The sequence below is a fragment of the Limnoraphis robusta BA-68 BA1 genome (assembly GCF_034932365.1).
GTDB lineage: Bacteria > Cyanobacteriota > Cyanobacteriia > Cyanobacteriales > Microcoleaceae > Capilliphycus > Capilliphycus robustus.
The window spans coordinates 17,537-41,675 of record NZ_JAYGHR010000079.1 but is presented as its reverse complement, the minus strand read 5'-3'; the positions used below and the strand labels follow the sequence as shown (position 1 = coordinate 41,675).

Below are 24,139 nucleotides of genomic sequence, written 5' to 3'. Positions count from 1 at the left end.
ACAAGAATACCTACACTCTGGCTCCAATGTCAAGGGAATGACACAAAATTTTTTTGATTATAAAATCAGCTACACTTTTTGGGCTACAAGAAAAAAAGGCAGGGATCACTCCCTACCTATCAAAATTAATCCGTTAAACTTGGCAATCTGAAATTAGTAGCGATAACCACCGGACTGATCGCCCCGGTGAATAATGAAGCTTAAGACTTGGCACTGCTTCACATTGTCAAAACCTGCAACCCGAATGAAACACTTGGGATATTCTTGACGGCAAGCTTGAATTTCCATCATTACATCACGAACCGTTGTTGCGTTAAACAGGGGGAGTTTCCACAATGTCCAGTAGCGAACTTCCGGTTCTGCGGTTTCGTTGAACTCAACAGCAGGAATGAAACCCTGAGACAGCATATATTGAATTTGCTTGTCAATTTGAGCATCAGTCAGAGGAGGCAGATAAGACAGAGTTTCGTAGCGACGCTCTTTTGGTAAAGTTTGCATTGCGATTTCCTAAAACGTTAAAAGGTATACAACAGTCAAGCTATCAGGTTCTATTCGTCCTGATTCGGTTCGGAATCCATTTGAAATTCGGGATGAGGACTGGTGTCAGACAACGAAACCTGGGTCATCCGTTCAAGGTACTGACGGCGATGTTCCATGTTGCTTTGCTGAATAGATTCACGCACCATTTCCGGTAAATATTCCACCACCTCTTGAGCGAGATGTTCTCGCACCGTCATAATTCTGAAAGCCATTTCCTGGTTTTCCTGAAGCATCTCTTTGAGATACGCTTCTCCGTCTTGAATTTTTCCGGTGGACGAGAATCCACTCAACCAAATTGCTAAACCGGGGTTTGTCTCTCTAAGCTGAGAGGAAACCAGCCGTACAGCCTGGTAAGTGAGGTAGCTTGATAGTACCTTGGTCGTGTCTTTTGCAACTTTTTTGATATCCATGTCTGACACCAACCTCCAAGAGTTCTGAGTTTTGAATTCTAAGTTTATCTACTTATCGCTTAAAATTCATTATCATCACTCTGGAAGCGGATTTAGAGTGTATCCATTGCTTCAAACTCGAACTTGATTTCTTTCCACAGTTCGCAAGCAACAGCCAGTTCAGGACTCCACTTGGCCGCTTCGCGGATGACGTCGCCGCCTTCACGGAACAGGTTACGACCTTCGTTACGCGCTTGGATACAAGCTTCGAGGGCAACCCGGTTTGCAGTTGCACCCGGAGCATTACCCCAGGGGTGTCCGAGAGTACCACCACCAAACTGTAAGCAGGAGTCGTCGCCGAAGATTTCAACCAACGCAGGCATATGCCAAATGTGGATACCGCCGGAAGCAACGGGCATTACTCCAGGCATGGAAGCCCAATCTTGGGTGAAGTAAATGCCGCGATCACGATCTTGTTCGATGTGGTCTTCGCGCATCAGGTCAACAAAACCCATTGTGATGCCTTTTTCGCCTTCCAGTTTGCCCACAACTGTACCGGAGTGCAGGTGGTCGCCGCCGGACATCCGCAAGCATTTGGCAAGTACGCGGAAGTGGATACCGTGATTTTTCTGACGGTCAATTACTGCGTGCATTGCACGGTGAATGTGTAATAACAGACCGTTACGACGACACCATTTTGCTAAGGTAGTATTAGCGGTGAAACCACCTGTCAGGTAGTCGTGCATGATGATCGGGGTGCCAATTTCTTTGGCAAATTCTGCCCGTTCCAGCATTTCTTCGCAGGTGGGAGCAGTCACGTTCAGGTAGTGACCTTTAACTTCTCCGGTTTCTGCTTGGGCTTTTTCAATCGCTTCTTGAACGAACAGGAAGCGATCGCGCCAACGCATGAAGGGCTGAGAGTTAATGTTTTCGTCGTCTTTGGTGAAGTCTAAGCCACCGCGCAGACATTCATAGACTGCACGTCCGTAGTTCTTAGCGGATAAACCCAGTTTGGGTTTGATGGTGCAACCGAGGAGGGGACGACCGTATTTGTTGAGTTTGTCGCGTTCTACAGTAATTCCGTGAGGAGGGCCTTGGAAGGTCTTCAGGTAAGCGATAGGAATGCGTAGATCTTCTAAACGCAGCGCACGTAAGGCTTTGAAACCGAAAACGTTACCAACTAAGGATGTCAGCAAGTTGGTGACGGAACCTTCTTCAAACAAATCCAGAGGATAGGCAATAAAGCAGATGTACTGGTTGTCTTCACCGGGAACTGGCTCGATGTCATAACAGCGACCTTTGTAGCGATCGAGGTCGGTCAAAAGGTCAGTCCAAACTGTTGTCCAAGTACCTGTGGAAGATTCGGCGGCCACTGCGGCTCCAGCTTCTTCTGGGGGAACTCCCGGCTGGGGCGTGACGCGGAATGCAGCCAAAATATCTGTATCTTTCGGCGTATAGTCGGGCGTGTAATAGGTCAGTTTATAGTCTTGTACACCAGCTTTATAGCCAGCTTTCGACTGTGTGCGGGTTTGAGAGTAAGCCATAACTCCTTGATATCTCCCTTGTCGGAATCTCTTATGTTTTGGTCTTTGTGCCAAGATATTTAAGATAGTATCAAGAATTGGTACCCGTCAACCTTGAATCTTTTTAAGATTTACATAATCTTTGTTTATATTTCTTTAAATCCCACTACATTTTGAGACATTTCCCTGAAAATCTGTTTGTCTTATCACTAAACTGAAACGATTAATGTTAACTTTTTTAACGATTATGACGTAAAGACTGTGAAGGTTGTTAGAGAGGTTGTCTATATTGATCAGGCAGCTATGCAGAAGGCAGCTATGCAGAAGGCAGCTATGCAATAGACAAGAGGGAATTTGAGAATTTAGGGTTTAGAAAGATGGAGGGCGGCATATTCATCTTTACGCAGTAAACTGAGAAGCGAAGAAGATTCAAGCTCAGAAATCCCGACAATTTCTAATGTTTTTTCTCCCATCATTAAGGCTGATTCTACAACTTCCGGCACGACATGACTCACCCCAATGGCTAACATTTTTTCGCGCTGTTCTAAATTTCGAGTTCGGACAACTAAGGGTAAATTGGGATAGGAACTTTGCAACAAATTGACTAATTTTTCGGTAATTTTAGACTCTCCCACCGTAATCACAACGGCTCGCGCCCGATGAACTCGAACCGCCGATAAAATGCGAGGATTATTGACATCACCAAAATAAACGGATCGACCGACTTTTCTCCCGGCTGCGACTTGATCGAGATCTTTTTCTAGGGCAAGATAGGGAATATTCATGCGTTCAAGAATGGTACAAACGACTTGTCCGACTCGACCATAACCAATAACTAAAACGGCTTTACGGCTGCGAAGTCTGCGTTTAGATGAGGTTTGTAAATGATCTTCGCCCATTGCAGTTGGAGATAAACGTTGTGTCAGTGTATCCCCAAACCGGACTAATATTGGTGTTGTCACCATCGAAATGACAATAATCATTACCAACCAAGAAAATGCCTCATCACTAATTAATTCTGTGGCTACGGCTGCACTAAATAACACAAAACCAAACTCCCCATTTTGGGGTAAGAAAGTCGCGACTCGCAACGCGGTTAACCGACTGAACCGAAAGGCTAAACACAACCCAAATAAAATAATCGCTTTGACTAACATTAAGGCTAAAGCATGACCAACCATTTGAAAGCTTTCCTGGAGAAAAGCATCAAGATTAATCGACATTCCTACCGAAATAAAGAATAAACTCAGCAGGAGATTTTTAAACGGTTCAATTTCGGCTTCTAAATAGTGGCGATAGTGAGAACCCGACAGCAACATTCCGATAAAAAAAGCACCGAGAGACATAGATAACCCGACTGTATCCATCACCCAAGCTGAACCAATAACCGTTAAACCGACAATTCCAGCGATCGCTTCTCGGTTGCGTTGACGAACAACAATTTTCAGGACAAACGGCACGACATAAAATCCCAGAAAATAAACAACTAATAATCCGCCGAAAACATTTGCGCCTTGTTGCCAGAAGGGAATATTATGAGTTTGAGTGGGTTGATTCGATAAGAGCGGAACCAATGCCAAAACCGGAACAATGGCAATATCTTGTAACAGTAAAATTGCAAAAGTGGTTTGACCGAATTCGGTAGAGGTTTCATTACGTTCTTCAAGTAACTGCATGACAAACGCTGTCGAAGACATTGCCAAACCCAAACCCAAAATTAAAGCCGCATTCCAGGTATAACCGAGAAATTGGGTATAGAGAGTAATAGCGATCGCTGTTACACTGAGTTGGAGTGAACCCAAACCAAAGACATCTCGACGCAGTGACCACAATTTTTCCGGTTGCATTTCCAAACCGATGATAAAGAGTAGAAACACAACCCCCAATTCAGTAACCTGTCTTAGTCCTTCGGGGTCTTCTGTAATGGCTAAACCAGACGGGCCAAGAACAACTCCCGCCATTAACAAACCGACAACAGAACCCAGTTTGACTCGTTTGAATAGGATGACGGAAACGGTTGTAATCGTCAATAGTAAAACGAGGTCTAGTAAAATATGGTGCAAGCTCATGTCATTTTAGATATCTGTTTAGCGATGGAGAAAAAAGAAACCCGAAAGAAAAAGTTAGGGAGTCTGCGGTAGACTGAATCAATTCCCTAAGATGGATCGTCTATATTCAAGGTATCGTTTTTAACAGTGAACAGCGCAAACTTGCGGCCCGGCGGAAACCGCCAGAAGCACAGTTTGTAAGAGAGTGACCAGTGATTTCGGCGATCACGGATTATTTCATCTATAATCTGAAATTTGTAAACTGAAAACTGTAGACTGTAAACTGATAACACTGTTCATTGTTGACTGAAATCACTGCTAAGTTGTTAACCCATCGTGGATTATCCTGTTTCATCTACACTGCACTGCATCAACCCCAAGTGTTCTAAACCGGACGGTCAGCCTTGGGGAAATAAATATTGTCTACGTTGCGGCGCTCCCCTACAACTCAATAATCGCTACATTCCTTTACGGTGTCTAGGAACGGGAGGCTTTTCAAGGCTTTATGTCGTTTGGGACTTGAAGACGAAAACAGAAAAGGTCTTAAAAGTCTTGCTGGAACCGTCCCCAAAAGCGTTAGAACTGTTTGAACAAGAGGCGAATGTTCTAGCACAGATGCGTCATCCGGGGGTGCCGAGAGTGTCGCCGGATAGTTATTTTGTCCTGAAAAAACGCAACGCCGCCATCTTGCCTCTGCCTTGTTTGGTGATGGAAAAAATTCACGGGTTAACGTTGCAGGAGATTTTAGATCAACATCCTCAAGGGTGTCCAGAAGAATGGGTAATTGACTGGTTGCAGCAGGCTTTAGATATTTTACGGGAATTACACGGACACAATATTATTCATCGGGATCTCAAACCGTCGAATTTGATGTTGCGATCGACTCCTGCGTTCCCGTTGGCGGTGACTCCGACACAAACGCATCAGTTGGTGATGATTGATTTTGGGGGCGCTAAACAAGTCGGACAAATGATGTTAAGCGATCGCGAACCCACGCCAAGAAGCAGCACTCGTTTGGTTTCTCCGGGTTATAGTCCCCCTGAACAAATTGTGGGTGCGGCGGTCGGGCCACCGGCGGATTTTTATGCCTTGGGTCGGACTTGTATTCATTTGTTAACGGGTGCTTTTCCGGGTGATCTTGAAGATCCGATAACGGCAGAATTACGATGGCAGCATCGAGCGGTTGTCAGTCCTTGGTTTGCGAACTTACTGGATCAAATGGTGCAGGATCAAGCCAGTCGCCGCCCGCAAACGGCAAGCGAAATTCAGACCTATTTGTTGAAAATTGCTCGTCAGAAACGGCATCCTCGCCGGATGATGTCGCTGTCGCAGGCTTGTTTGGATGTGGTGAAAACGGCTTTACTGGAAAGCGATCGCGCCTTGTCGAACCTGCTTAAAGGGGTAGGATCTCTCAGTTTTCAACTGATGCAGGTGAGTATGGCGACGTTGTGGGGAATGGGACTGGCGGGGGTTGGGGGTATTGTCGGGGCGGTGTTGGGGTTGGTGTTGGCTTATTGGACTCCCCTGGGTCAAGCGTTTGCGGAGGTTTTATCGAGTAATTTTCCGTTGTGGTTTCCAGGGGCGGCGCTGAAATTGGGAACGCAAATCTTGGTGTTGGGTTTAGCGGGTTTGGGAACGGGACTGGGTTTAACGGATGCGGGGGGATTTGACATTAACCGTCGTTATGGACGGGCGGCGGTGATGGGGAGTGTGGGTTATATCGTCGGGGGAATGTGTTGGCAAATGCTCCGCTTTTTTGGGATGATACCGGGGTTAACGGAGTTACAGTCAATTGCACAACTGTCTATGGGATTAGCGACTGCACTGCTAACGTTAGGGTTAGGGCTACCCAGTCATCGTTGGGTTTATGCGGTGATTGTGGCGGTGGGAACAACGGGGATTTTTTGGAGATTGAGTTTAGATCCGACGTTTCCGCCTGAGATGTTGCAATTTCCGGCTGTGATGACTCAACCGCAGTGGCGAGAGTTTTGGTTGGGTTTGGGGTTTGTTGGGATTTTGGGTTGTACAACGGGTTTATGTTTGGCTGTGAGTCATTATCTAATTGTGCCGATTTTGCGTTGGTTGGGATGGCGGTAGACAGTTATCAGTGACCAGTGACCAGTGACCAGTGTTTTCAGTTTACAGTTAACAGTCATCACCTGACCAGTGTTTTCAGTTTACAGTTAACAGTCATCACCTGACCAGGGTTTTCAGTTTACAGTTAACAGTCATTACCTGACCAGTGTTTTCAGTTTACAGTTAGTCGTGAGTCGTTAGCAGTGATCAATAGTAAAGTTTATGATAAAGCTTATAAATTTGCAATTCGGATGGTCAAGGCTTATAAATATTTGTGTGAAGACAAGAAGGAGTTTGTTTTATCTAAACAGCTTCTCAGAAGTGGAACCAGTATCGGAGCAAATATTGCTGAAGCGAATGGGGAAATCTCTAAGGCTGAATTCTCCGCTAAAATGTCGATAGCTTATAAGGAGTGCTTAGAAACTAAATATTGGTTGTGTTTACTCAAAGATACCGACTATTTAACGAAAGAGTCATTTGATAGTGTTTATGCAGATGTTGAGGAATTATCTAAAATGCTTTTCTCTATTGTCAAATCATCCCGAATCATTAATGACTGACCTAGAAATGATTAACTGTTCACTGAAAGCAACTGGTCACTGGTTACTGGGGGGCGGGTTTATAACAGTTTTGCATGGGAAGATATAGATTTGTTCGGAACCCGCCCCTACATAACTGGTTACTGATAACTGTCTTCACTGGTCACTGTTAACTGAAATTATGAGTATTACTATTCAACAATTAATCCAATACAAACAACTTGGGCGTGCGATCGCGGTGTTGACTGCTTATGATTATGCGATGGCGCGAATACTCGATCAAGCAGGTGTGGATGTGATTTTAGTCGGAGATTCTCTGGCGATGGTGGCGTTGGGCTATGAAACGACTTTGCCCTTAACGTTAGAGGAGATGTTGCATCATGCCAAAGCGGTGCGGCGTGGGGTAAAAGAAGCGTTGATGGTGGTTGATTTGCCGTTTTTAACTTATCAAGAAAGTCCTCAACAGGCGATGCGATCGGCGGGACGGGTGATGAAGGAAACGGGGGCGCAGGCGGTGAAGTTGGAGGGGGGATATCCAGAAATGGCGCAAACGGTGGGTTTTTTGGTACAGGCGGGTATTCCGGTGATGGGTCATGTGGGGTTAACGCCGCAGTCGGTGCATCAGTTGGGGGGATTTCGCAAACAGGGGAAAACGCCTGAAGCGGCAGATCGGATTTTAACCGAAGCGATCGCCCTGGAGGAAGCGGGAGCGTTTGCTGTGGTATTAGAACATATTCCGGCAAAGTTGGCGCAGGAAATTACCCAAAAGTTAAGGGTTCCGACGATTGGTATTGGGGCGGGGGCGCATTGTGATGGTCAGGTGTTGGTCACGCCGGATCTGTTGGGGTTATCGGCTTGGCAACCGCCTTTTGCGAAAACTTATGCCAATTTGCAAGAAACGGTAACTCAAGCAGTGCAGCAGTATTGTGATCAGGTCAGATCTAGACAGTTTCCTCAATAGATCAGGGTGGTCAACAATTCTTAACGGATTTAATAATTTTATGGGTTGACAAATTGTGAAAATTATGAATTTGACATGAACTTTTCAGAAGCAACTTTACATTCAACCCCCTTATGTAAAGCTTTTGTAAAGCGATTCGATCAAAAATTTTAAGTCAAGCTAGTTGTGTAAAACTTGAGGGAATATTGGTGAAGTTTGTGCAGAAAGAAAGTTAATATAGGCTCTGACTAAAAGACTAACTTTATGTATTTTATCGGGATTGGAAATGAGTCATACTAAATTCATCAAAGGGTTTAAGTCGCAAAGCTCTCATTTCTCTCAATAATGTGGAGTAGACATACGAGAAGAGATATGGAAAAGATTTCCAGTCTCTTCTTTTAGTATTTTTGCAGTGATGAATACAAGAAAAACACTGATTTCCGAATCACTAAAGTTTAATTAAAATTTTAGGCTTGCAATTTTAAATCAAGTGATTTAAAATCAAATAGATGAGAAATGTCGGCCACCAAAAACTGTTCAGTTTATTCATCGAAAGTTTGGGGTCTGAAACCCCGTCCTTGAAGGACGGCTTTAATTATTCAATTAAACATACTCACAATTTATATGTTAAAATGTGAGACATGAGTGAAAAAGCCTACCGATACCGTTTTTACCCTACTCTTGAACAGGAAGATCTGTTGAGGAGAACATTGGGGTGTGTGAGGTTAGTGTACAACAAAGCACTAGCTGCACGCAGCGAGGCGTGGTATGAGCAGAAAGAACGAGTTGGCTATTCTCAAACTTCTTCGATGTTGACAAACTGGAAGAAAGAAGAGGAATTAGACTTCTTAAACGAGGTGAGTTGTGTTCCTCTTCAACAAAGTTTAAGACACTTGCAAACCGCTTTTACTAACTTTTTTGCGGGTCGGGCAAAATACCCAAACTTCAAGAAAAAACGTAACGGTGGGAGTGCTGAATTCACCAAGTCAGCTTTCAAGTTTAAAGAGGGTCAGGTTTATATTGCCAAGTGCTTTGAACCTTTACCCATTCGATGGAGTCGTCAGCTTCCTACTGGTTGTACACCCTCAACAATAACGGTCAAATTAGACCCGAGTGGAAGATGGTTTGTTTCTTTGAGAATTGATGATCCAGTAGACCACAAACTAAAACCCGTTGATAAAAAAGTGGGAATTGATCTGGGAATTACCAGTCTGTTTACCACCTCCGATGGGGTTAAAGTTTCCAACCCCAAACATTTTGACAAGCTATACAAAAAACTCAGACGCGCTCAAAAATCTTTAAGCCGAAAAACTAAAGGTTCTTTTAACAGAGAGAAAGCAAGAGTCAAAGTTGCTAAAATTCAAGCCAAAATTGCTGATTCCAGGCGCGACCATACCCATAAGCTAACGACTCAACTAATGAGTGAAAATCAAACGATAGTCGTTGAGGATTTAGCTGTAAAGAACATGGTCAAAAACCATAAGCTAGCTAGAGCAATTAGTGATACGAACTGGGGAGAACTTGTCCGACAACTGACTTATAAAGCGGAGTGGTACGGGCGGGAATTAATCAAGATAGATAGATGGTTTCCCAGTTCAAAGCGATGTTCCAATTGCGGATACATTTCAGAAAAAATGCCGTTGAATGTCAGGGAGTGGGATTGCCCCAAGTGCAACTCTCACCATGACCGAGATATCAACGCAAGTATAAATATTTTGGCGGCAGGGCTTGCCGTGTCAGTCTGTGGAGCGACCGTAAGACCTGAAGAGAGCAAGTCTCGGAAGGCAAGTGCTAAGAAACAGAAACCCAAATCGTAAGGTTTGGGAATTCCCTTCGTCTACGGAGGGGAGGATGTCAACTGTTCTGTTCTATGTTTAAGAACAGTCATCAATGCTAAAAACTCAATGAGTCTAATCGGCTCATTTCAAGGTAAAGGGTAGACATTGATTGAGCAATGGTCTACCTATTTTTATTAAGCTTTGAAGATAATTACATTTCTCTCGAAGATAAACTCGCTGTAGTCAGCTAAGTCGTCCAGTCCAATAAAGTTGAGTAAGAGTTCAGCAAGTAGCCAAATCAAGGTTTTAGCAAAGAACTTTTTCCATCTGACTTGCATGACAATCACCTCCTAGACAAAACGCTTACTCCAAAAACTACAGCCTCAAATAGATTGAAAGATAACCGGTTTACGACTCTACTGCTACATACATCTCATGCAACAACACTTATGCAGTTTTTAGGAGCATCTGAATCAAATGTACAGAGGGAAGGTGATGACATCCGGAAGCTCATCCTAGCATTAACATGGGGTCATTGGGATTAACAAAAACGATAGCGTTTTTCACCTGTTCGATGTTGGTGATCTCCGTCACAATTCCCAGAACATTTCCGGTTTTTGTTTCTTGAATGAGAGTGCCTTGAATATTATCAATATTCGCCGGAAGGTTCGAGGTAATCTGTGTAGAATCAAAGGAACTCACCGTAATATTTTCCATCCCAAAATTGGCGACAATCAAAATCTGATCGCTTTCTGCGGTGTTCAAATCAGTAATCACATCGGCATCAGTATTGATTCCCGCCAAAACAAATTGATCCGCTCCTTCATTTCCGGTTAAAATATCAACCCCTAAATCTCCAATTAACAGATCGTTTCCTTCACCTCCAGACAAAGTATCATTATCTCTACCTCCTCGGACAATATCATCGCCTTCACCGCCCCAAATTTGGTCGCTCCCTCGATTTCCATTGATTAAATCGTTGCCCAAATCGCCACCAATCACATCATTTCCCTGACCGCCTCGGATGACATCATCACCGCTTAAACCTGCAATTGTATCTGCACCTTGATTTCCATTGATCACATCCATCTCAACAGAAGCAATCAGGAAATCATCGCCATCTAAAGCCAAAATTCCGCCGGGGTTTTCTGCTGTCCACTCCGGTTTTATTTCACCTGTTGGTGGAGGGATTATTCCTGAACTTTGAGGGGCTAAAATATCCTGATCATTGGTGAGAAGAAATAATTGGGATGAATTACTTGAACGGTTCATCCGAGTTTGGTAATCGGTGATAAAATCTGAATCACTTTGAATTTCTATGAGTTCATCTTGAGTGATTTTACTCGAATTTAAGGCTGATTTTTCTTGAGAGAATAAGGTTTTAATCAGTAAGTTTGCAACAGGTTCAGCCACATCCATTAATGGAGTATAAGCGGGAAACAGAACTTTAACGAGAGGTTCAAATACAGGCCAGTTGCTCTTAAAAAAATTCAGAACGTTATCAAAAATATTCAACATTTCAAGCTCGTTTACAATCGATAAATGGTGCTGTAGTGAATGGCAGTTCGTTGTCTTTTAGGTGATTAACAGGTTTTGTATCCCCTCTCGACTTCATCCAAAATCCTTTAAATTATCACCCTGATACAGCTAGTCGAGCCAAGTCCTGCGTTTGTCAATGCTTTACCACCTTTGGAGATTAGAAAGGGGGAGGAGCCACCCTCCCCTGTTTCGTCACACTCGTTGGTCTCTGTTGCTTGATGCAGGTGTCATTGGAGGAATTCCGGACTAATTACTAAAAAAGGACAACTGGGGACTGCGGATACAACAGACGTGGTAAAGTTGACGTTGATCAGGCGGATTAGTTTCGGTCAATTTTCCCAAAAAAATGAAGTTACAGATAATATTTGTGAGTAGAGGACGCAGAAAGACCGATCAAAAAATATTATCTGTTTGAAGTAATCCCTTTCTAAGCCGTTGATTTAGGCTGGTATAATTTTAAATTTGCAAAAGATCAATAAATGTGTTTAATCAATTATTGAGAAAGTTTATTAAAAGTTGAATTAATTCTTCCTTCAGAACTATTTTTAATTGCTATTAGTTGTATAAACTAGAGATAAATCCTTAATTGTTGAATCAAAGGAGACATTGTGGCTACTGACAATCGTCCCAAAGTCCGCAAAGTTCTCATTCTCACCCTCGTGCTGAATGTTGTGGTTATGGCAATCAAAGCAACTTTGGGGATATTAACTGGATCTTTGAGTTTACTGGCGGATGCGTTACATAGTGTTACAGACGGTGCTAACAATATTATTGGTTTAGTGGCGAATCAATTTGCTTCTCCCAAACCTGACCGAGAACATCCCTACGGACATCAAAAATACGATGCTTTGGGTGCGTTGGCGGTGACGGTTTTTCTATGTATTGCTAGTTTTGAAATACTCAGTAGTGCAATTGAACGCATTTTTGTCGGTGGAGATGCGATCAAAATTGATTCGGGTGCGCTCTGGATTTTGTTAATTGTATTAGGAATTAACATTTTTGTTGCCTACTACGAACGGTATATGGGCAAAAAACTTGGAAGTGCGTTCCTAGTTGCTGATGCCCAACATACCATGAGTGATATTTGGACAACTTTAATGGTCATTGCTGGACTAATTGGTGTGTGGTTAGGTCGTAAATGGAATGTTCCTCAATTAGAAGCTTTAGATGTGGTGATGGCGTTTCCGGTTGCAGTTTTAGTCTTTCATAGTGCCTGGGAAATTCTCAAAGAAAATTTACCTTGGTTAACTGATAAGATGGCAATTCCACCGGAGAAAATTCGATCATTAGCGATGAGTATTCCGGGTGTTGTGAATTGTCATGCCATTGCTTCTCGGGGTGTTGTGGGTCGTCAAGTTTTTATCGAAATGCACCTGATTGTTGAGGCGGATGATGTGAAAACGGCGCACCAAATTACCGAAGAAGTCGAAGCTAAAATTGAACAATATTTTAGTCCGGTTAGAACGGTCATTCATGTAGAGCCACCGAGTTATAAATCTGAGCGGATTACCTACGAGGGAGACTCAGAATAATCGTTGAACTAGGTTCAGTCTGCTAATTTTAGCAAGATATTGATGGGATCAAGATGATCGCAATCTTTTCACATTTTGAATTTCACGCCGTACAACCTTGACAATTTGTGATCAGTTGCGCTATCACTTATTCTGAGTCTGTTAATCGGGATTAGCTAAAATACTAACCTAGTTCTAGGATAAATTTACACGAAAAGTTCGAGATCATCCCCCAAAATTAAGATAAAAATGCCATTACCAACTGTAATTTTACCAGGCTTTTTTGCAGGTGCAGAAGATTACTCTCTACTCGCACAATATCTCAACCAACAGGGAATTCCTGCGGTTGTGGTTCCTCTGCGAAAACGAGATTGGTTCCCGACGGTTGGTGGACGTTCAATGGTGCCAATTTTGCAGAAAATAAATGCAACCGTTCAACAGGTTCTGCACCAATATTCAGTTCCTAAAATTAATCTTGTTGGTCATTCTGCGGGCGGATGGATCGCCAGAATTTTTATCGGTGAAAAACCCTATATTGTGCATGGTGATGTTACAGAAACCGTGATGGGTTTGTGGAATATGTACCCGGTTGTTAACACTTTAATTACACTGGGAACGCCTCATATTAGCCAAGAACGTTGGACGAGAAAAAACCTCGATTTTGTTAAAAACAACTATCCGGGTGCGTTTTATTCTCAGGTGCGTTATGTTTGTATTGCGGGTAAAGCGGTTTATGGTACTCGAACCTTTAAAACTTGGCTTCCTTATAATAGCTATCAGCTTACCATTGGTCAAGGAGAAACTTGGGGAGATGGAATTACGCCTGTTGAAGCAGCACATTTAGAAGGGGCTGAAAATATTACTTTAGACGGGGTTTGGCATTCTCCCCGCTCCCCTGGAAAATGGTACGGTTCATCTGATATTGTTGACACTTGGTTAGACTATTTAACCTAACATATATTCTCTTTTTAGTGATTTTATCTCCTAACTTTAGCCAATGAATACTGATACAAATGATCTCAGATACTCTGAACAAACTGCTATTGAAGAGAAATTTCACTTAATTCTTTTAGCCAGTCGCTTGTTATTACAAAATAGTGTCGCAACAGGTCGAGTTCATCAAGCGGTTTATCAACTCGCTGATGTGTTTAATTGGCCTGTGCGTTTGTTTGTAGACTACAAAGTTTTAACATTAACCGCTCAAATTGGAAATCAGTTTATTTCTCGCTTTAGTCGCAGTGTTCCGGCGATGAATATTAACATGGCTGCCATTACTCGCGTCTATCAAGTTATTGATGCGATCAAACAAGGGAAAATCAAACCTCAAGAAGCCGTTGAAGAACTCGAAAAAATTGATGGGGGTTTGCCTCATTATAACCCTTGGTTGCTGATTTTAATGTTAGGGATATCTTCGGGAAGTTTGGCTAAACTTTTTGGGGCAGACTGGTCAACATTTTTGATTGTTGGTATTGCAACTGCGGTCGGCGTTTTCTTGCGTCAACAGTTCGGAAAACGGCGACTTAATCCCTTTTTAATTGCCTTTTTAGCGGCTTTTGTGAGTGGATGTATTGGCGGTGTTGCCGTGCGTTTGGGTTTGAGTACAACGCCCGAACTCTGTTTAATTGTACCGTCTTTGATGCTCGTTCCGGGGGTTCATTTAATTAATGCTATCTTAGATTTATTGGAAAATCATATAACCATTGGCATCGCTCGTTTGGGTTTAAGTTGTGTTATTTTGAGTGCCATTGCCTTTGGGTTATTATTAGCGGCTAGTGCAACAGAAACGTTAATTTCAGCCAGTAGTAAAAGCGTTCATTTACCCTTAGCTGAAGATATGTTTTTTGCGGGGTTAGTTGCAATGGGTTTCGCGCTATCTTTCAACGTTCCTAAAAAAATGTTAGCGGCTTGTGTGTTGTGTGGAATGGTGGGTCATGGCACAAGAGAAATCTGTTTAAATTTTGATTTAGGAATCGTTTGGGGGAATTTAATTGCTTCTACTCTTGTCGGTTTGATGACGGTTTATTTCTCTCAACGCTATCAAGCGCCTTCTGCTGCGATCGCATTTGGGGCGGTTGTGGGGATGATTCCGGGCGTGTTTATTTTTCGGGCAATTAGTGGTTTAACTCAAATTTTAGCGTTAGGAACTGAAACCGAATTATTATTATTAGTTAATACCGTTGTTGCTGCTACTAAAGCGGTATTAATGACTTTAGCGATTCCGGTTGGTTTAGCAATTCCTCGGTTATTATTTTTTAGGTTTGAGTTAAAATAAAGAAGAATCATTAGCCGGAATCAAGGTTCACTATTCTTGAAAACAGCATCAAAGATGGAACGAGAAAGTCTGAAGTTTATTTGCTGTAGTCTGTCGTAAAATTCATCAAGGTTATCTATTGTAATTTTACCCTCTTGACTCAGCTTTTTGATCAGAGCTAACGTTCCTTTTACATTTAACCCTAAATTTACAGCCCTGCTGCGTGCTGCCCGATCATCTAAAATAATTAAATCAGCTTGTAGTTCAGTTGCTAATGAAATCGCCTCCGATTCTCCTCGCCCCAAATTTAGATTTAAACGGTTCACCAGAGAAAGTAAACAAGTTGAAACAACCTGAAGTGTTTCTGCTTCTATTAAAGGTGAAATCACCTGACTGACTTGATCACTTTTAGCCTCAATTTCTTCAACAACCCCAGAAGGAATATAAAACTCATCATCACGGGCTAAAAATATATCGAGGAATTGTAACTTGACGAGAAAAATAATCGGAGATGAGTTGATGACAATTTTCACGATTTCTACCAAACGCTTTCTTGTGTAACATCTTCCTCTGTTAAATAGGAAAACTCAATTCCCAACAAATCTAAAGTTTGTAACAAAGCCTCCTCATCAAAATTCATCACTTCTGCCGCTTTCCTTAAACTAATAATCTTAGCCGTTAAAGCACCCAAAACAAACAAAAATATTTCCTTTTTTTCAGGTTCTGCGAAAATCGGTAAAGATGTTGCTATTTCTTGTAAACGAGTTGTCGAATTCATGGGGTTAATCTCCTCAGAAAATTCGGATGAATCTTAAAGCTGGAGTCTGTTTTACATTATATCAAAAACTCGCACAATAGGTAGAGCGATTCCTCGGTTATTATTTTAGAGATTTGAGTTAAAATAAAGTAGGATAATTACACAGGTTTTTCAAATGACGGTAAAAACTCCTATTGTTAAACCCATTAGTCAAATGAACTTTTCACCCGGAAGTGTGGTAACAATTCCTAATGTTAATTGGCAGGAATTTGAAGCGATTTTACAAGAACTCGGAGAAAAGCGATCTTCGAGAGTTGTTTATAGTCACAACACTTTAGAAATTATGGTTCCTTTACCCGAACACGAAAAACCCACAGAAATTATTTCTGATATTGTCAAAATGCTGTTAAAATCTCTAGGGAAACGATACGAATCTTTTCGTTCAACAACGTTTAAAAAAGAAGGAATAGCCGGAGTTGAACCGGATGCTAGTTTTTACATCGAAAACTATCAACAAATGATCAACCGGCGCCGACTCGAACCGAACGATCCGCCCCCAGATTTAGCAATAGAAATTGATGTCACTTCCCCAACAACGTTAGCCGCTTACGAAGCCCTAGAAGTTCCCGAACTCTGGATTTATCATCAGGGAAAGTTAAGCATTTTTCTGTTTGAAAACGGCAAATATATTCAATCAGAAACTAGCCCCAATTTTCCTAATATTGAGATTTCTGAAATTGTTTCTACTGCGGTTGAACGATCTTGGCAAGTTGGCAGTTTTCAGGCGTTAGAAGAAGTCGAAGCAATGATTTATCAATAATTTTGATAACATTAGACTTAAACTACAGCAAATTTATCCGCCTTAACCAAGCTAGAAAGTTCGCCGATTTCCAGATGTTTATTAACGAGATCGTTCAAGTTTTCCGAGGCGAGAATATCGACAGGAACCGACAACGTTAAGCCTATTTTTAACTCGAACTCAACCACCTTAGAAATACTGGGTGATTTGTATTGATTCCCTAGATAATTTATAGCTGATGGGTTAACATTAATCTCTTGAATAGTCCAAATGATTAACTTGATTTGAGGATGTTCAACTTGAATATGAAGAGATTTCGCTAACTCTCGTTTAATGCTATTTGATGCAATAGCTAGATGAGGATGCCAGTCATACCAACCCGTTACTTTTATTTGTAGGTTAATTTTTTCGAGTCGGGGTAACGGTTTAACCTGTGCTTTGAGTTGTTGTAATTCTTCTTCTATTTCTAACTCTCTAAATTTACGTTCCCAAGGCAAATCAGGATTAATTAACTCGGCAACTTCTAGCAAAGCTTCCGTATAAAAAAATGAATCCAAATAAGCATCATTAATTCGTTCTTCCATGCGACAAAAAGCTTGAGTTGCGCTTTCTCCGGGTGCCATTTTATCAACTTTTTCAATCATTTTAAAAGCACCGTAAATTCCCAACCCGACAACGCCACCTGCAAACGCCATTGTTGCACCGCCAATACTCACCGCAGTTCCCGCAACTCCTAACCCCATTCCACCAAAAATACTGAACATTCCGGCGCCAATTGTTGCACCGGTTGCGATGGGAAAAATGACATCAGGATCGCTATTTTTGAGCGCTTCTGTTGCACCATAAGCCGCAAAACCAACGACTGAACCCGCAACCGCAACGGGAAAGCCACCAACCGCAACCCCCCCAAATGATCCGACTAAACCCATGTTACCAATTGTCGCCGATAAACCCACTCCGGCTAAAGTTCCTGTGGCGGGATACATGATGTCTAAATTGGTGTTTTCAGGGTAATTGGGTTGAAAGGAGTAGTTCATACTTTCTTAACTTGATTAAAACTTCTAGGTTTAAATTTAAAACATAAACCCCCGAAAAAGCATCCGTACAACCACTGAACTTTTAGCGCTTACTCAGGGCTTGTATAAAAATTCAACTCCGTGATCCTACTGAATAAATCAAAAAAAGTTAGGATAACATTATTTTCCGGATTAACAGGCGATCGCATTGTCGAAACTAAATAAGGCAAGAGGCAAGAGGCAATCTTGTAAGAGGCAAAAGGCAATCTTGTAAGAGGCAAAAGGCAAAAGGCAATCTTGTAAGAGGCAAAATTCATAATTTATAATTTATCGTGCTTTATTTATTTGGATCAAAAAATGAAAAATATTCTCCGGTTTCGCCACATAAAAATTAAAGTGATTTTAGGGATAATTCTCACTGGGGTAACAGTGCGATCGCTTCCCTATCTCGCTCCCATTCGCGCCCAAAATATCACGCAAGATAGCCTCGCGGTTGAATTTAGCGATCGCTATGGACAGCCCCTCGGAATATTACTCAGCCGCGATCAAAATCATACCACAGTTGTGCCGTTAGATCAAGTTTCACCGCATTTTATTCAAGCGATTATTGCCGCAGAAGATAAACGATATTATCAACGGGGTGCGGTTGATAGTCAAGCAATTATCCGGGCAATTTTAGAAGCGATACAAGCCCGAAAAATAGTCAGTGGTGCGTCTACTATTACCATGCAACTCGCCCGAATGTTGGAACCCGCACCGACAACATTAGTGAATAAAAGTCGAGAAATTTGGTTGTCTTGGCGGTTAGTTGCGGGAATGAATAAAAATGAGATTCTACAAGCCTATATTAACCGTTTACCAATGGGGGGAAATCTCTATGGAGTTGAAGCGGCTTCTCGCACTTATTTTAACATTCCTGCCACAGATTTAAGCTTATCCCAAGCGAGTTTACTGGCTGCTTTACCCAATGATCCAACTGACTTAAATCCCTACTACAATTTACAAGGGTTAAAACAGCGTCAACGCTATGTTTTAGATCGCATGGTTGAGGATGGTTATATTACCGCCAAACAAGCCGAACACGCTAATCGAGAAAATGTAGAATTCCAACTTCCTCAACTCGGGGTTATGGCTTCTCCACACTTTTTATTTTGGGTATCTGAACAGATGAGTTATTCCTCTGAAACTTCTACCCCAAAACCTCATATTCAAACGACTCTAGATTTAACCTTACAACAATTTGTAGAAGCCCAAGTTAAACAAGTGGTGATGGCTTTAGCGGATAAAAATGTTAATCATGCAGCCGCAATTGTGATTGATAATAAAACGAGAGAAGTCTTAGCTTATGTCGGTTCTCCCAACTATTTTAATACCCGCAACTTAGGAAGTAATGATGGGGTTCAAGCTTTGCGTCAACCGGGTTCAACCTTGAAACCTTTTCTCTATGAACTCGCTTTAGAAGAAGACATAATTCAGCCTCATACAATTCTCGCAGATGTTCCGACTTATTATGCGATTCCGGGTGCAAAATTGTACAGCCCAATAGATTACAGTGAAACGTTTTTAGGCCCTGTGAGAGTGCGGTTAGCCTTAGCCAATTCTTTAAATATTCCGGCTGTGAGAGTGTTAGAAAAAGTCACCGTACCCGTGTTTTTATCGCGTTTAAAAACCTTGGGATTTAAACATTTAAACCAACCTCCCGAACATTATGGTTTAGGATTAAGTTTGGGAAGCGGAGAAGTAACATTATGGGAACTCGCCCAAGCTTATGTCACCTTAGCAAACCAAGGACAGTTTAAACCGTTAGTTACAACTTTAACCGAAAATTTAACTCAAAATGAGCAACAAATTGATCGCTCTGAAACTTGGCAAATTATTACTGATATGTTGAGTGATTCTCATGCGAGGGCGGCTGCATTTGGAGTTGAATCTGTGTTAAATTTACCCTTTCCCGTTGCCGTTAAAACAGGAACTTCTTCCGATCATCGAGATACTTGGACAGTCGGATTTACAACAGATTATACCGTCGCGACTTGGGTAGGAAACTTTGACGGAAAACCGATGCAAAATGTATCCGGCGTGATGGGTGCGGCGCCGTTGTGGAGTCGAATTATCATGCACTTACATTCCCAAGAAGAACCGCTTAATTTTCCGGTTCCTGCTGAGTTAGTAAAATTGCCAATTTGTGCAACAACGGGAACAAAACCAACTTCAGATTGTCAGTCGGGAATTGTGTTAGAATATTTTCATCAAGATGATGTTCCAGCTTATCAAAGTTCGGCGGAAAACTTGAAGTTAACACCCGAATATAACGAATGGTTAGCCCGACAGCAACGGTTTGATTTAACCGCCAATCAACTGAGGATTTTATCGCCTCAACCGGATGATTATTTTTTGGTGAATCCTGATCAATCTCCGCAATTAGAATTTAAAATGATGGGAAATAGTCAGGAGCCTGTAGAATGGTGGTTAAATGGTGAGAAATTAGCGACAAAATCAGTTAATTCTTTATTTTGGCAAATGCAACCGGGAAAATGGACGTTAACGGTTAAACAAGGCGATCGCAATGAAAGTGTAGAGTTTGAAGTGCGAGTGGCTGAACCCAAACCCTATCATCGGGGTTTTTCAGTCGTTCAGTCTGACAACCCGTGAAGTAGCTTCAAGAGAGAAACCCGGTTTCTCAAAGAAACCGGGTTTCTTTTGGGGTAATCTAGAAAAGATGTAACCCGACTCAAGAAAAATGAAACGTTTAGGAATTGTGACTGCATTTTTTGTGGGAACTAAAATATTAATCAGTAATATGGTTTTCGCACAACTCCCTGACAGCTATGGGGCGATCGCAATTACTCCTGATGGGAAAATGTGGGGCTATTCTTTTGATTATCCCACGCGAGAACAAGCGGAAAAACGGGCTTTACAAGAATGTGGACAGTCTACCTGTAAAATACAAGTTTGGTTTAAAAACGCCTGTGGTGCCGTTGCTAAAGATCAAAACGGAAAACTGGGTTGGGCTTGGGCTGATACACGCCAACAAGCAGAAGCCGCCGCCGTCGCCGCCTGTGGAAACGGAAGTTGTCGCACAGAAACCTGGGCTTGTACGACTCGTTATTAAAACGGCTTCTAGCAAGCAAGATACTTGCACTTAAGAGCAATTTTTGGGGATGAATTCAGTTGACCCGAAAATGGCTAACACCAATTCGCGATCGCAAAAACTCTTAATCACCCTAACAATTTTAATAGCAATATAGGTTATCTTGGGGTTTGGTATGTTCTTCTCCGGTACGAACCACCCCAATTAAAGTCGAAATAATCACACAACGTTTCTGCTTTTCTAAGTTTTTGTGTATGAGTCCCAGGCGTCCTTTGGCTCTCGGGTTGCCGTGAGTGCATTCATCGGTAGATTCATAGATGGGACAGCCTTTATAGTTAAATAATGCGCGATAAACAGTCCCCGCATTTCTAACTGAGTTATCAACAGGATCTACTTTGAGAAGAGTCGTTTCCAGTCTACCCTTATCGTTTTTTACTTTATCATCTATTAACACACCAGAAGGCAAGCTTTCCCAAGCACTATCTGATAAGTCATTTGGAGGAACACTCGCCAGATGAACCGCCCATTGAACTCGGTTATCTTTCTCTCGAAAACTAGCCTGAACAGAGGTTTTCTGACGTTTGGCTTCACTTTGAGCGCTTCGCATTGCCCAATACACTCGGTTTGCACCTGTACGCAGTTGTTGACGACTAATGAAACCCATCCAAGCGGGAACTGCTATTCCAGCAAATATACTAATTAATCCAACAACTAATAGGATTTCGGTTATAGTATATCCAGTGGTATATCTAACTTTTGAACTTGAGGCGAGGGAGGTAAAAGGCTTACGAGAAATCTGGCGATCGCATTTTAATCGCGTGTTTGGTTTCATTGAGTTGCAGCCCTGATTCAGAATTAAAAATGATTAATTCTATCTTACATCAACTTTTAATTTTACGGGCATCCAGTTGGATTATCATCACCCTCAGATGTTATCATTGCACCTAATATTGTCACAACTTTTACACATTGTTTTAAGCCTCCATCAGGATTAGAAACTGTTACCGTGAAACCATCTGTATTTTCAGGTTGTGGGCCAGAACTCACAGGTTTAGGATATTCTACTGCTCCCATGTAATTAAAGGTAATTGAATCAATTTCGGGGCCGTTGCTATTATCAGGATCGGCATCATCATCATTATTAGCTTGAACGTATATTTTGTGTGTTCCTGTTGGAACTTCTCCCTCCAAATTTAACGGTTCCCAGAATTTATCAGCGTCAGGAGTACCTTCTAAATAAGTGCTAAATTCGGGCGGAGCAGTAGTAGGATCGGCAGCTTCTCTAAATGCAACAACATAGTTTTGCTTGTTTCGTTTGGCTTCTGCTTGTGCGGTTTGCAACGTTCGTAACACTTGACCATTAACGGCTCCTACTCTTTGACGGCTCACAAAAACATCCCAAACGGGAGCCGCGATCGCTGAAAAAATCCCAATCATCACAACGATAACCGCCAGTTCAACTAATGAAAAACCCGACTCAGAAGATGAGTAAGAAGTTGAACTAGAAGCCGATTTCTTTAGAGTTTTAAATAGTTGTTTTTTCATGGCTTTTTATTAATGGAGTTGAAATTGAAATCTTCAACTATGTTCTAGCTACCACTCGAAATCGGTGTACTTTGTCCTTGAACCTTCACGGTAGCAGTGGGAAAGAAGGATGATTTGTTTGCACTATAAGGAGCGTCAGCATCCTTACGACGCAGAGCATTTCCTCTAATCGCAACATGAGCAATATTTCGATCAGAATCAACGCAAGCGACAAAACTATTAGAATCTGTTTTAATTTTTAAAATGTTATCGTTTTTTCGAGCGCCCGTTACTAGATTAGTAAGTTCACCACCTAGAGCATTTACACAGTATTCATTTGTGGCGTCACCGGGTAATGCAACTGTATTGTGATCAATATAGTTAACTAAAACTTCAGCAAGGTTTGCAGGATAAGCTGTATTTGGATCTTTCTTCCAAGTTTTCGGATCATCTTGCAAAGCCTGAAAGCCTAGAGTTTTTTTCTGACTATCCTTCAAATCAGCTACGGGATATTCATTTCCTGTTTTCGGATTTCTTAAAGCTCCCCGAATTTCTGCACGAACAATTCGAGCCGGACATTGGCCTGCATTGCTTGTGGGATTACACCAAATATTGCTCTGATTATTTGTGACTAAGTAATAAGCAACCAACGCATCGACATAAGCATCATTACAGGGTTTAGTAGTATCATTACAATCTTTAGGTTGAGTCTTGCTATTGAAGGGTAAAGAGTTTGTAAGCAGATGGCGCTTCCAAAAGACTAAAATAGGAGTACCATTATCAACAGTTGGAAGTTCAGCCTGGATTTTAGTCAAACCGTCTTTGTCATAAATATACCGAGCCTGATTCAAATCTTCTGCTATGTAATCAACGGCACTATTTACTTCTTGGTCAGTGATAGCTTTGAGTCCTTCTCTATTATCATCTTCGAGAATACTAATCACAAAACCTAACATCGGAGTGATGATCAAGAACGCTAAAATCGCTCCCACCATCAACTCAATCATCGTAAAACCGCTAACCGATAGACCCTGGTTTTTTCTTGTTCTATTTTGGATTTTAAGGAGCGATCGCAATAAATTATTCATGGTCTTCTGCCCTGATACTGAATGGTTTAAACTGATGGAGTTCTATCTTTCACCTTAAGGACAATTGATGAGATCGGAAATTCCTAATTTATTATTGATTCTGCAATTTGTGTCCTTATACTTGTCACCCCCCGACGAATTTACAGAACTAATCGAAGTTGAAAACTGAACCATTGGAGCGGTGCGATCGCCAATTGCGTTTGTAATCGCTGAGTTTTGACCGTCTTTTTTTAAGGTTTGACCACTAGAAAAAGCATCAGCCCGATAGACTCGAACTAATAGATTGTATCCAGTCTTTGGATCTACACTATGCAACTGCACAGGCTGAACAAGCATATCGACTAAACTATTGGACTGACAACCCGCATTTTCATCGAAGTTGACACAATACAGCTTATTGGTGTTGTTCACATAACCTTCTTTGTCAGCAACAAAATCACCTTGAGTTGGGGCTGTATTTGTGGTATTACCAGGGGCATTATTTACAATCTCGGTTACATTACCTGAATTCGCTCTGAGAAAATCAACATAAGCTTTCCCAGCTTGAGACGCCAATTCTAACCGTTTGGCTTGAGCGCGAGTTCCAACAGATAAAGCAATCATTGGCGCTACAGACACCATCAAGATAGAAACTATAATGATAGCGATCAAACTTTCGATTAAGCTGTAGCCAGACTCGCTAGATTTTTGAGGTTTGGGCTTGAGTAAAATCATCTTTTTTTCCTCCTTT

General features: G+C 41.9%; 23 protein-coding genes. 10 read left to right on the top strand and 13 right to left on the bottom strand.

The features are described from left to right. Positions 1 to 153: 153 nt before the first annotated feature. From VB836_RS23275 to VB836_RS23260, 4 genes are all read right to left on the bottom strand, one after another. Entirely contained in the window at positions 154 to 498 is a 345-nt protein-coding gene (locus VB836_RS23275; protein ID WP_046277109.1) for a ribulose bisphosphate carboxylase small subunit, read from the bottom strand. Positions 499 to 548: 50 nt separating this feature from the next. Continuing rightward, complete coding sequence (rcbX, locus tag VB836_RS23270) at positions 549 to 950, bottom strand: RuBisCO chaperone RbcX (protein ID WP_323222996.1); 402 nt, start codon at positions 948 to 950, stop codon at positions 549 to 551. 92 nt (positions 951 to 1,042) lie between these two features. Continuing rightward, a complete protein-coding gene (locus tag VB836_RS23265; RefSeq protein ID WP_323222993.1) occupies positions 1,043 to 2,473 on the bottom strand; it encodes a form I ribulose bisphosphate carboxylase large subunit in 1,431 nt (476 codons plus the stop codon). 341 nt (positions 2,474 to 2,814) lie between these two features. Then, on the bottom strand, positions 2,815 to 4,521 hold the full coding sequence (locus tag VB836_RS23260) for a monovalent cation:proton antiporter-2 (CPA2) family protein (RefSeq protein WP_323222991.1): 1,707 nt from the start codon (positions 4,519 to 4,521) through the stop codon (positions 2,815 to 2,817). A 315-nt stretch (positions 4,522 to 4,836) separates the two neighbouring features. On the opposite strand from VB836_RS23260, the gene VB836_RS23255 reads away from it, so the two are divergent. The 4 genes from VB836_RS23255 (at position 4,837) to VB836_RS23240 (ending at position 9,872) form a co-directional block, all read left to right on the top strand. Next, positions 4,837 to 6,597 carry a serine/threonine protein kinase gene (locus tag VB836_RS23255; protein WP_323222989.1) on the top strand — a complete coding sequence of 587 codons (1,761 nt, stop codon included), beginning with the start codon at positions 4,837 to 4,839 and terminating at the stop codon, positions 6,595 to 6,597. 182 nt (positions 6,598 to 6,779) lie between these two features. After that, entirely contained in the window at positions 6,780 to 7,136 is a 357-nt protein-coding gene (locus VB836_RS23250; protein WP_323222986.1) for a four helix bundle protein, read from the top strand. A 160-nt stretch (positions 7,137 to 7,296) separates the two neighbouring features. Then, positions 7,297 to 8,076 carry a 3-methyl-2-oxobutanoate hydroxymethyltransferase gene (panB, locus tag VB836_RS23245; RefSeq protein WP_323222983.1) on the top strand — a complete coding sequence of 260 codons (780 nt, stop codon included), beginning with the start codon at positions 7,297 to 7,299 and terminating at the stop codon, positions 8,074 to 8,076. A 620-nt stretch (positions 8,077 to 8,696) separates the two neighbouring features. Further along, positions 8,697 to 9,872 carry an RNA-guided endonuclease InsQ/TnpB family protein gene (locus tag VB836_RS23240; RefSeq protein ID WP_323222981.1) on the top strand — a complete coding sequence of 392 codons (1,176 nt, stop codon included), beginning with the start codon at positions 8,697 to 8,699 and terminating at the stop codon, positions 9,870 to 9,872. 155 nt (positions 9,873 to 10,027) lie between these two features. Here VB836_RS23240 and VB836_RS23235 read toward each other — a convergent pair whose 3' ends face one another. Both VB836_RS23235 and VB836_RS23230 read right to left on the bottom strand, forming a co-directional pair. After that, a complete protein-coding gene (locus VB836_RS23235) occupies positions 10,028 to 10,171 on the bottom strand; it encodes a hypothetical protein (RefSeq protein ID WP_323222978.1) in 144 nt (47 codons plus the stop codon). A gap of 172 nt (positions 10,172 to 10,343) precedes the next feature. Then, positions 10,344 to 11,351, bottom strand: a complete 1,008-nt coding sequence (locus VB836_RS23230; protein ID WP_323222974.1) for a calcium-binding protein — start codon at positions 11,349 to 11,351, stop codon at positions 10,344 to 10,346. Between the two features lie 629 nt (positions 11,352 to 11,980). Here VB836_RS23230 and VB836_RS23225 point away from each other — a divergent pair. From VB836_RS23225 to VB836_RS23215, 3 genes are all read left to right on the top strand, one after another. Beyond that, entirely contained in the window at positions 11,981 to 12,904 is a 924-nt protein-coding gene (locus VB836_RS23225; RefSeq protein WP_323222971.1) for a cation diffusion facilitator family transporter, read from the top strand. Between the two features lie 228 nt (positions 12,905 to 13,132). Then, positions 13,133 to 13,837: an esterase/lipase family protein gene (locus VB836_RS23220; protein WP_323222968.1), complete on the top strand. Its 705-nt coding sequence runs from the start codon at positions 13,133 to 13,135 to the stop codon at positions 13,835 to 13,837. A gap of 43 nt (positions 13,838 to 13,880) precedes the next feature. Continuing rightward, on the top strand, positions 13,881 to 15,155 hold the full coding sequence (locus VB836_RS23215) for a threonine/serine exporter family protein (protein ID WP_323222965.1): 1,275 nt from the start codon (positions 13,881 to 13,883) through the stop codon (positions 15,153 to 15,155). Positions 15,156 to 15,175: 20 nt separating this feature from the next. Here the strand turns inward: VB836_RS23215 and VB836_RS23210 are convergent, their stop codons facing one another. Both VB836_RS23210 and VB836_RS23205 read right to left on the bottom strand, forming a co-directional pair. Continuing rightward, a complete protein-coding gene (locus VB836_RS23210; RefSeq protein ID WP_323222963.1) occupies positions 15,176 to 15,667 on the bottom strand; it encodes a DUF3368 domain-containing protein in 492 nt (163 codons plus the stop codon). Positions 15,668 to 15,672: 5 nt separating this feature from the next. Further along, positions 15,673 to 15,912, bottom strand: coding sequence for a hypothetical protein (locus VB836_RS23205; protein ID WP_046277536.1), 240 nt, complete (start codon positions 15,910 to 15,912; stop codon positions 15,673 to 15,675). A gap of 154 nt (positions 15,913 to 16,066) precedes the next feature. Here VB836_RS23205 and VB836_RS23200 point away from each other — a divergent pair, with 154 nt between their 5' ends. Continuing rightward, complete coding sequence (locus tag VB836_RS23200; protein WP_323222960.1) at positions 16,067 to 16,711, top strand: Uma2 family endonuclease; 645 nt, start codon at positions 16,067 to 16,069, stop codon at positions 16,709 to 16,711. Between the two features lie 17 nt (positions 16,712 to 16,728). Here VB836_RS23200 and VB836_RS23195 read toward each other — a convergent pair whose 3' ends face one another. Continuing rightward, a complete protein-coding gene (locus VB836_RS23195; RefSeq protein WP_323222958.1) occupies positions 16,729 to 17,727 on the bottom strand; it encodes a hypothetical protein in 999 nt (332 codons plus the stop codon). Between the two features lie 336 nt (positions 17,728 to 18,063). Between VB836_RS23195 and pbpC the strand changes: the two genes are divergently transcribed. Beyond that, a complete protein-coding gene (gene pbpC / locus VB836_RS23190; RefSeq protein ID WP_323222956.1) occupies positions 18,064 to 20,358 on the top strand; it encodes a penicillin-binding protein 1C in 2,295 nt (764 codons plus the stop codon). An 88-nt stretch (positions 20,359 to 20,446) separates the two neighbouring features. After that, positions 20,447 to 20,818: a DUF4189 domain-containing protein gene (locus VB836_RS23185; protein ID WP_323222953.1), complete on the top strand. Its 372-nt coding sequence runs from the start codon at positions 20,447 to 20,449 to the stop codon at positions 20,816 to 20,818. 121 nt (positions 20,819 to 20,939) lie between these two features. Here VB836_RS23185 and VB836_RS23180 read toward each other — a convergent pair whose 3' ends face one another. From VB836_RS23180 to hpsB, 4 genes are all read right to left on the bottom strand, one after another. After that, on the bottom strand, positions 20,940 to 21,629 hold the full coding sequence (locus VB836_RS23180) for a pilus assembly FimT family protein (RefSeq protein WP_323222951.1): 690 nt from the start codon (positions 21,627 to 21,629) through the stop codon (positions 20,940 to 20,942). Between the two features lie 62 nt (positions 21,630 to 21,691). Next, positions 21,692 to 22,342 carry a pilus assembly FimT family protein gene (locus tag VB836_RS23175; protein ID WP_323222949.1) on the bottom strand — a complete coding sequence of 217 codons (651 nt, stop codon included), beginning with the start codon at positions 22,340 to 22,342 and terminating at the stop codon, positions 21,692 to 21,694. A gap of 44 nt (positions 22,343 to 22,386) precedes the next feature. After that, positions 22,387 to 23,409, bottom strand: a complete 1,023-nt coding sequence (gene hpsC / locus VB836_RS23170; protein ID WP_323222946.1) for a hormogonium polysaccharide secretion pseudopilin HpsC — start codon at positions 23,407 to 23,409, stop codon at positions 22,387 to 22,389. 54 nt (positions 23,410 to 23,463) lie between these two features. Continuing rightward, positions 23,464 to 24,123, bottom strand: coding sequence for a hormogonium polysaccharide secretion pseudopilin HpsB (hpsB, locus tag VB836_RS23165; RefSeq protein WP_323222943.1), 660 nt, complete (start codon positions 24,121 to 24,123; stop codon positions 23,464 to 23,466). Positions 24,124 to 24,139: the final 16 nt, after the last annotated feature.

Excerpts from the sequence above, each read along its gene's own strand:
- VB836_RS23275 (WP_046277109.1), bottom strand. The coding sequence starts at position 498 with ATGCAAACTTTACCAAAAGAGCGTCGCTACGAAACTCTGTCTTATCTG.
- VB836_RS23180 (WP_323222951.1), bottom strand. The coding sequence starts at position 21,629 with ATGAAACCAAACACGCGATTAAAATGCGATCGCCAGATTTCTCGTAAG.
- hpsB (WP_323222943.1), bottom strand. The coding sequence starts at position 24,123 with ATGATTTTACTCAAGCCCAAACCTCAAAAATCTAGCGAGTCTGGCTAC.
- rcbX (WP_323222996.1), bottom strand. The coding sequence starts at position 950 with ATGGATATCAAAAAAGTTGCAAAAGACACGACCAAGGTACTATCAAGC.
- VB836_RS23235 (WP_323222978.1), bottom strand. The coding sequence starts at position 10,171 with ATGCAAGTCAGATGGAAAAAGTTCTTTGCTAAAACCTTGATTTGGCTA.
- hpsC (WP_323222946.1), bottom strand. The coding sequence starts at position 23,409 with ATGAATAATTTATTGCGATCGCTCCTTAAAATCCAAAATAGAACAAGA.
- VB836_RS23240 (WP_323222981.1), top strand. The coding sequence starts at position 8,697 with ATGAGTGAAAAAGCCTACCGATACCGTTTTTACCCTACTCTTGAACAG.
- VB836_RS23230 (WP_323222974.1), bottom strand. The coding sequence starts at position 11,351 with ATGTTGAATATTTTTGATAACGTTCTGAATTTTTTTAAGAGCAACTGG.
- panB (WP_323222983.1), top strand. The coding sequence starts at position 7,297 with ATGAGTATTACTATTCAACAATTAATCCAATACAAACAACTTGGGCGT.
- VB836_RS23260 (WP_323222991.1), bottom strand. The coding sequence starts at position 4,521 with ATGAGCTTGCACCATATTTTACTAGACCTCGTTTTACTATTGACGATT.
- VB836_RS23200 (WP_323222960.1), top strand. The coding sequence starts at position 16,067 with ATGACGGTAAAAACTCCTATTGTTAAACCCATTAGTCAAATGAACTTT.
- VB836_RS23205 (WP_046277536.1), bottom strand. The coding sequence starts at position 15,912 with ATGAATTCGACAACTCGTTTACAAGAAATAGCAACATCTTTACCGATT.
- VB836_RS23175 (WP_323222949.1), bottom strand. The coding sequence starts at position 22,342 with ATGAAAAAACAACTATTTAAAACTCTAAAGAAATCGGCTTCTAGTTCA.
- VB836_RS23215 (WP_323222965.1), top strand. The coding sequence starts at position 13,881 with ATGAATACTGATACAAATGATCTCAGATACTCTGAACAAACTGCTATT.
- VB836_RS23265 (WP_323222993.1), bottom strand. The coding sequence starts at position 2,473 with ATGGCTTACTCTCAAACCCGCACACAGTCGAAAGCTGGCTATAAAGCT.
- pbpC (WP_323222956.1), top strand. The coding sequence starts at position 18,064 with ATGAAAAATATTCTCCGGTTTCGCCACATAAAAATTAAAGTGATTTTA.
- VB836_RS23185 (WP_323222953.1), top strand. The coding sequence starts at position 20,447 with ATGAAACGTTTAGGAATTGTGACTGCATTTTTTGTGGGAACTAAAATA.
- VB836_RS23195 (WP_323222958.1), bottom strand. The coding sequence starts at position 17,727 with ATGAACTACTCCTTTCAACCCAATTACCCTGAAAACACCAATTTAGAC.
- VB836_RS23220 (WP_323222968.1), top strand. The coding sequence starts at position 13,133 with ATGCCATTACCAACTGTAATTTTACCAGGCTTTTTTGCAGGTGCAGAA.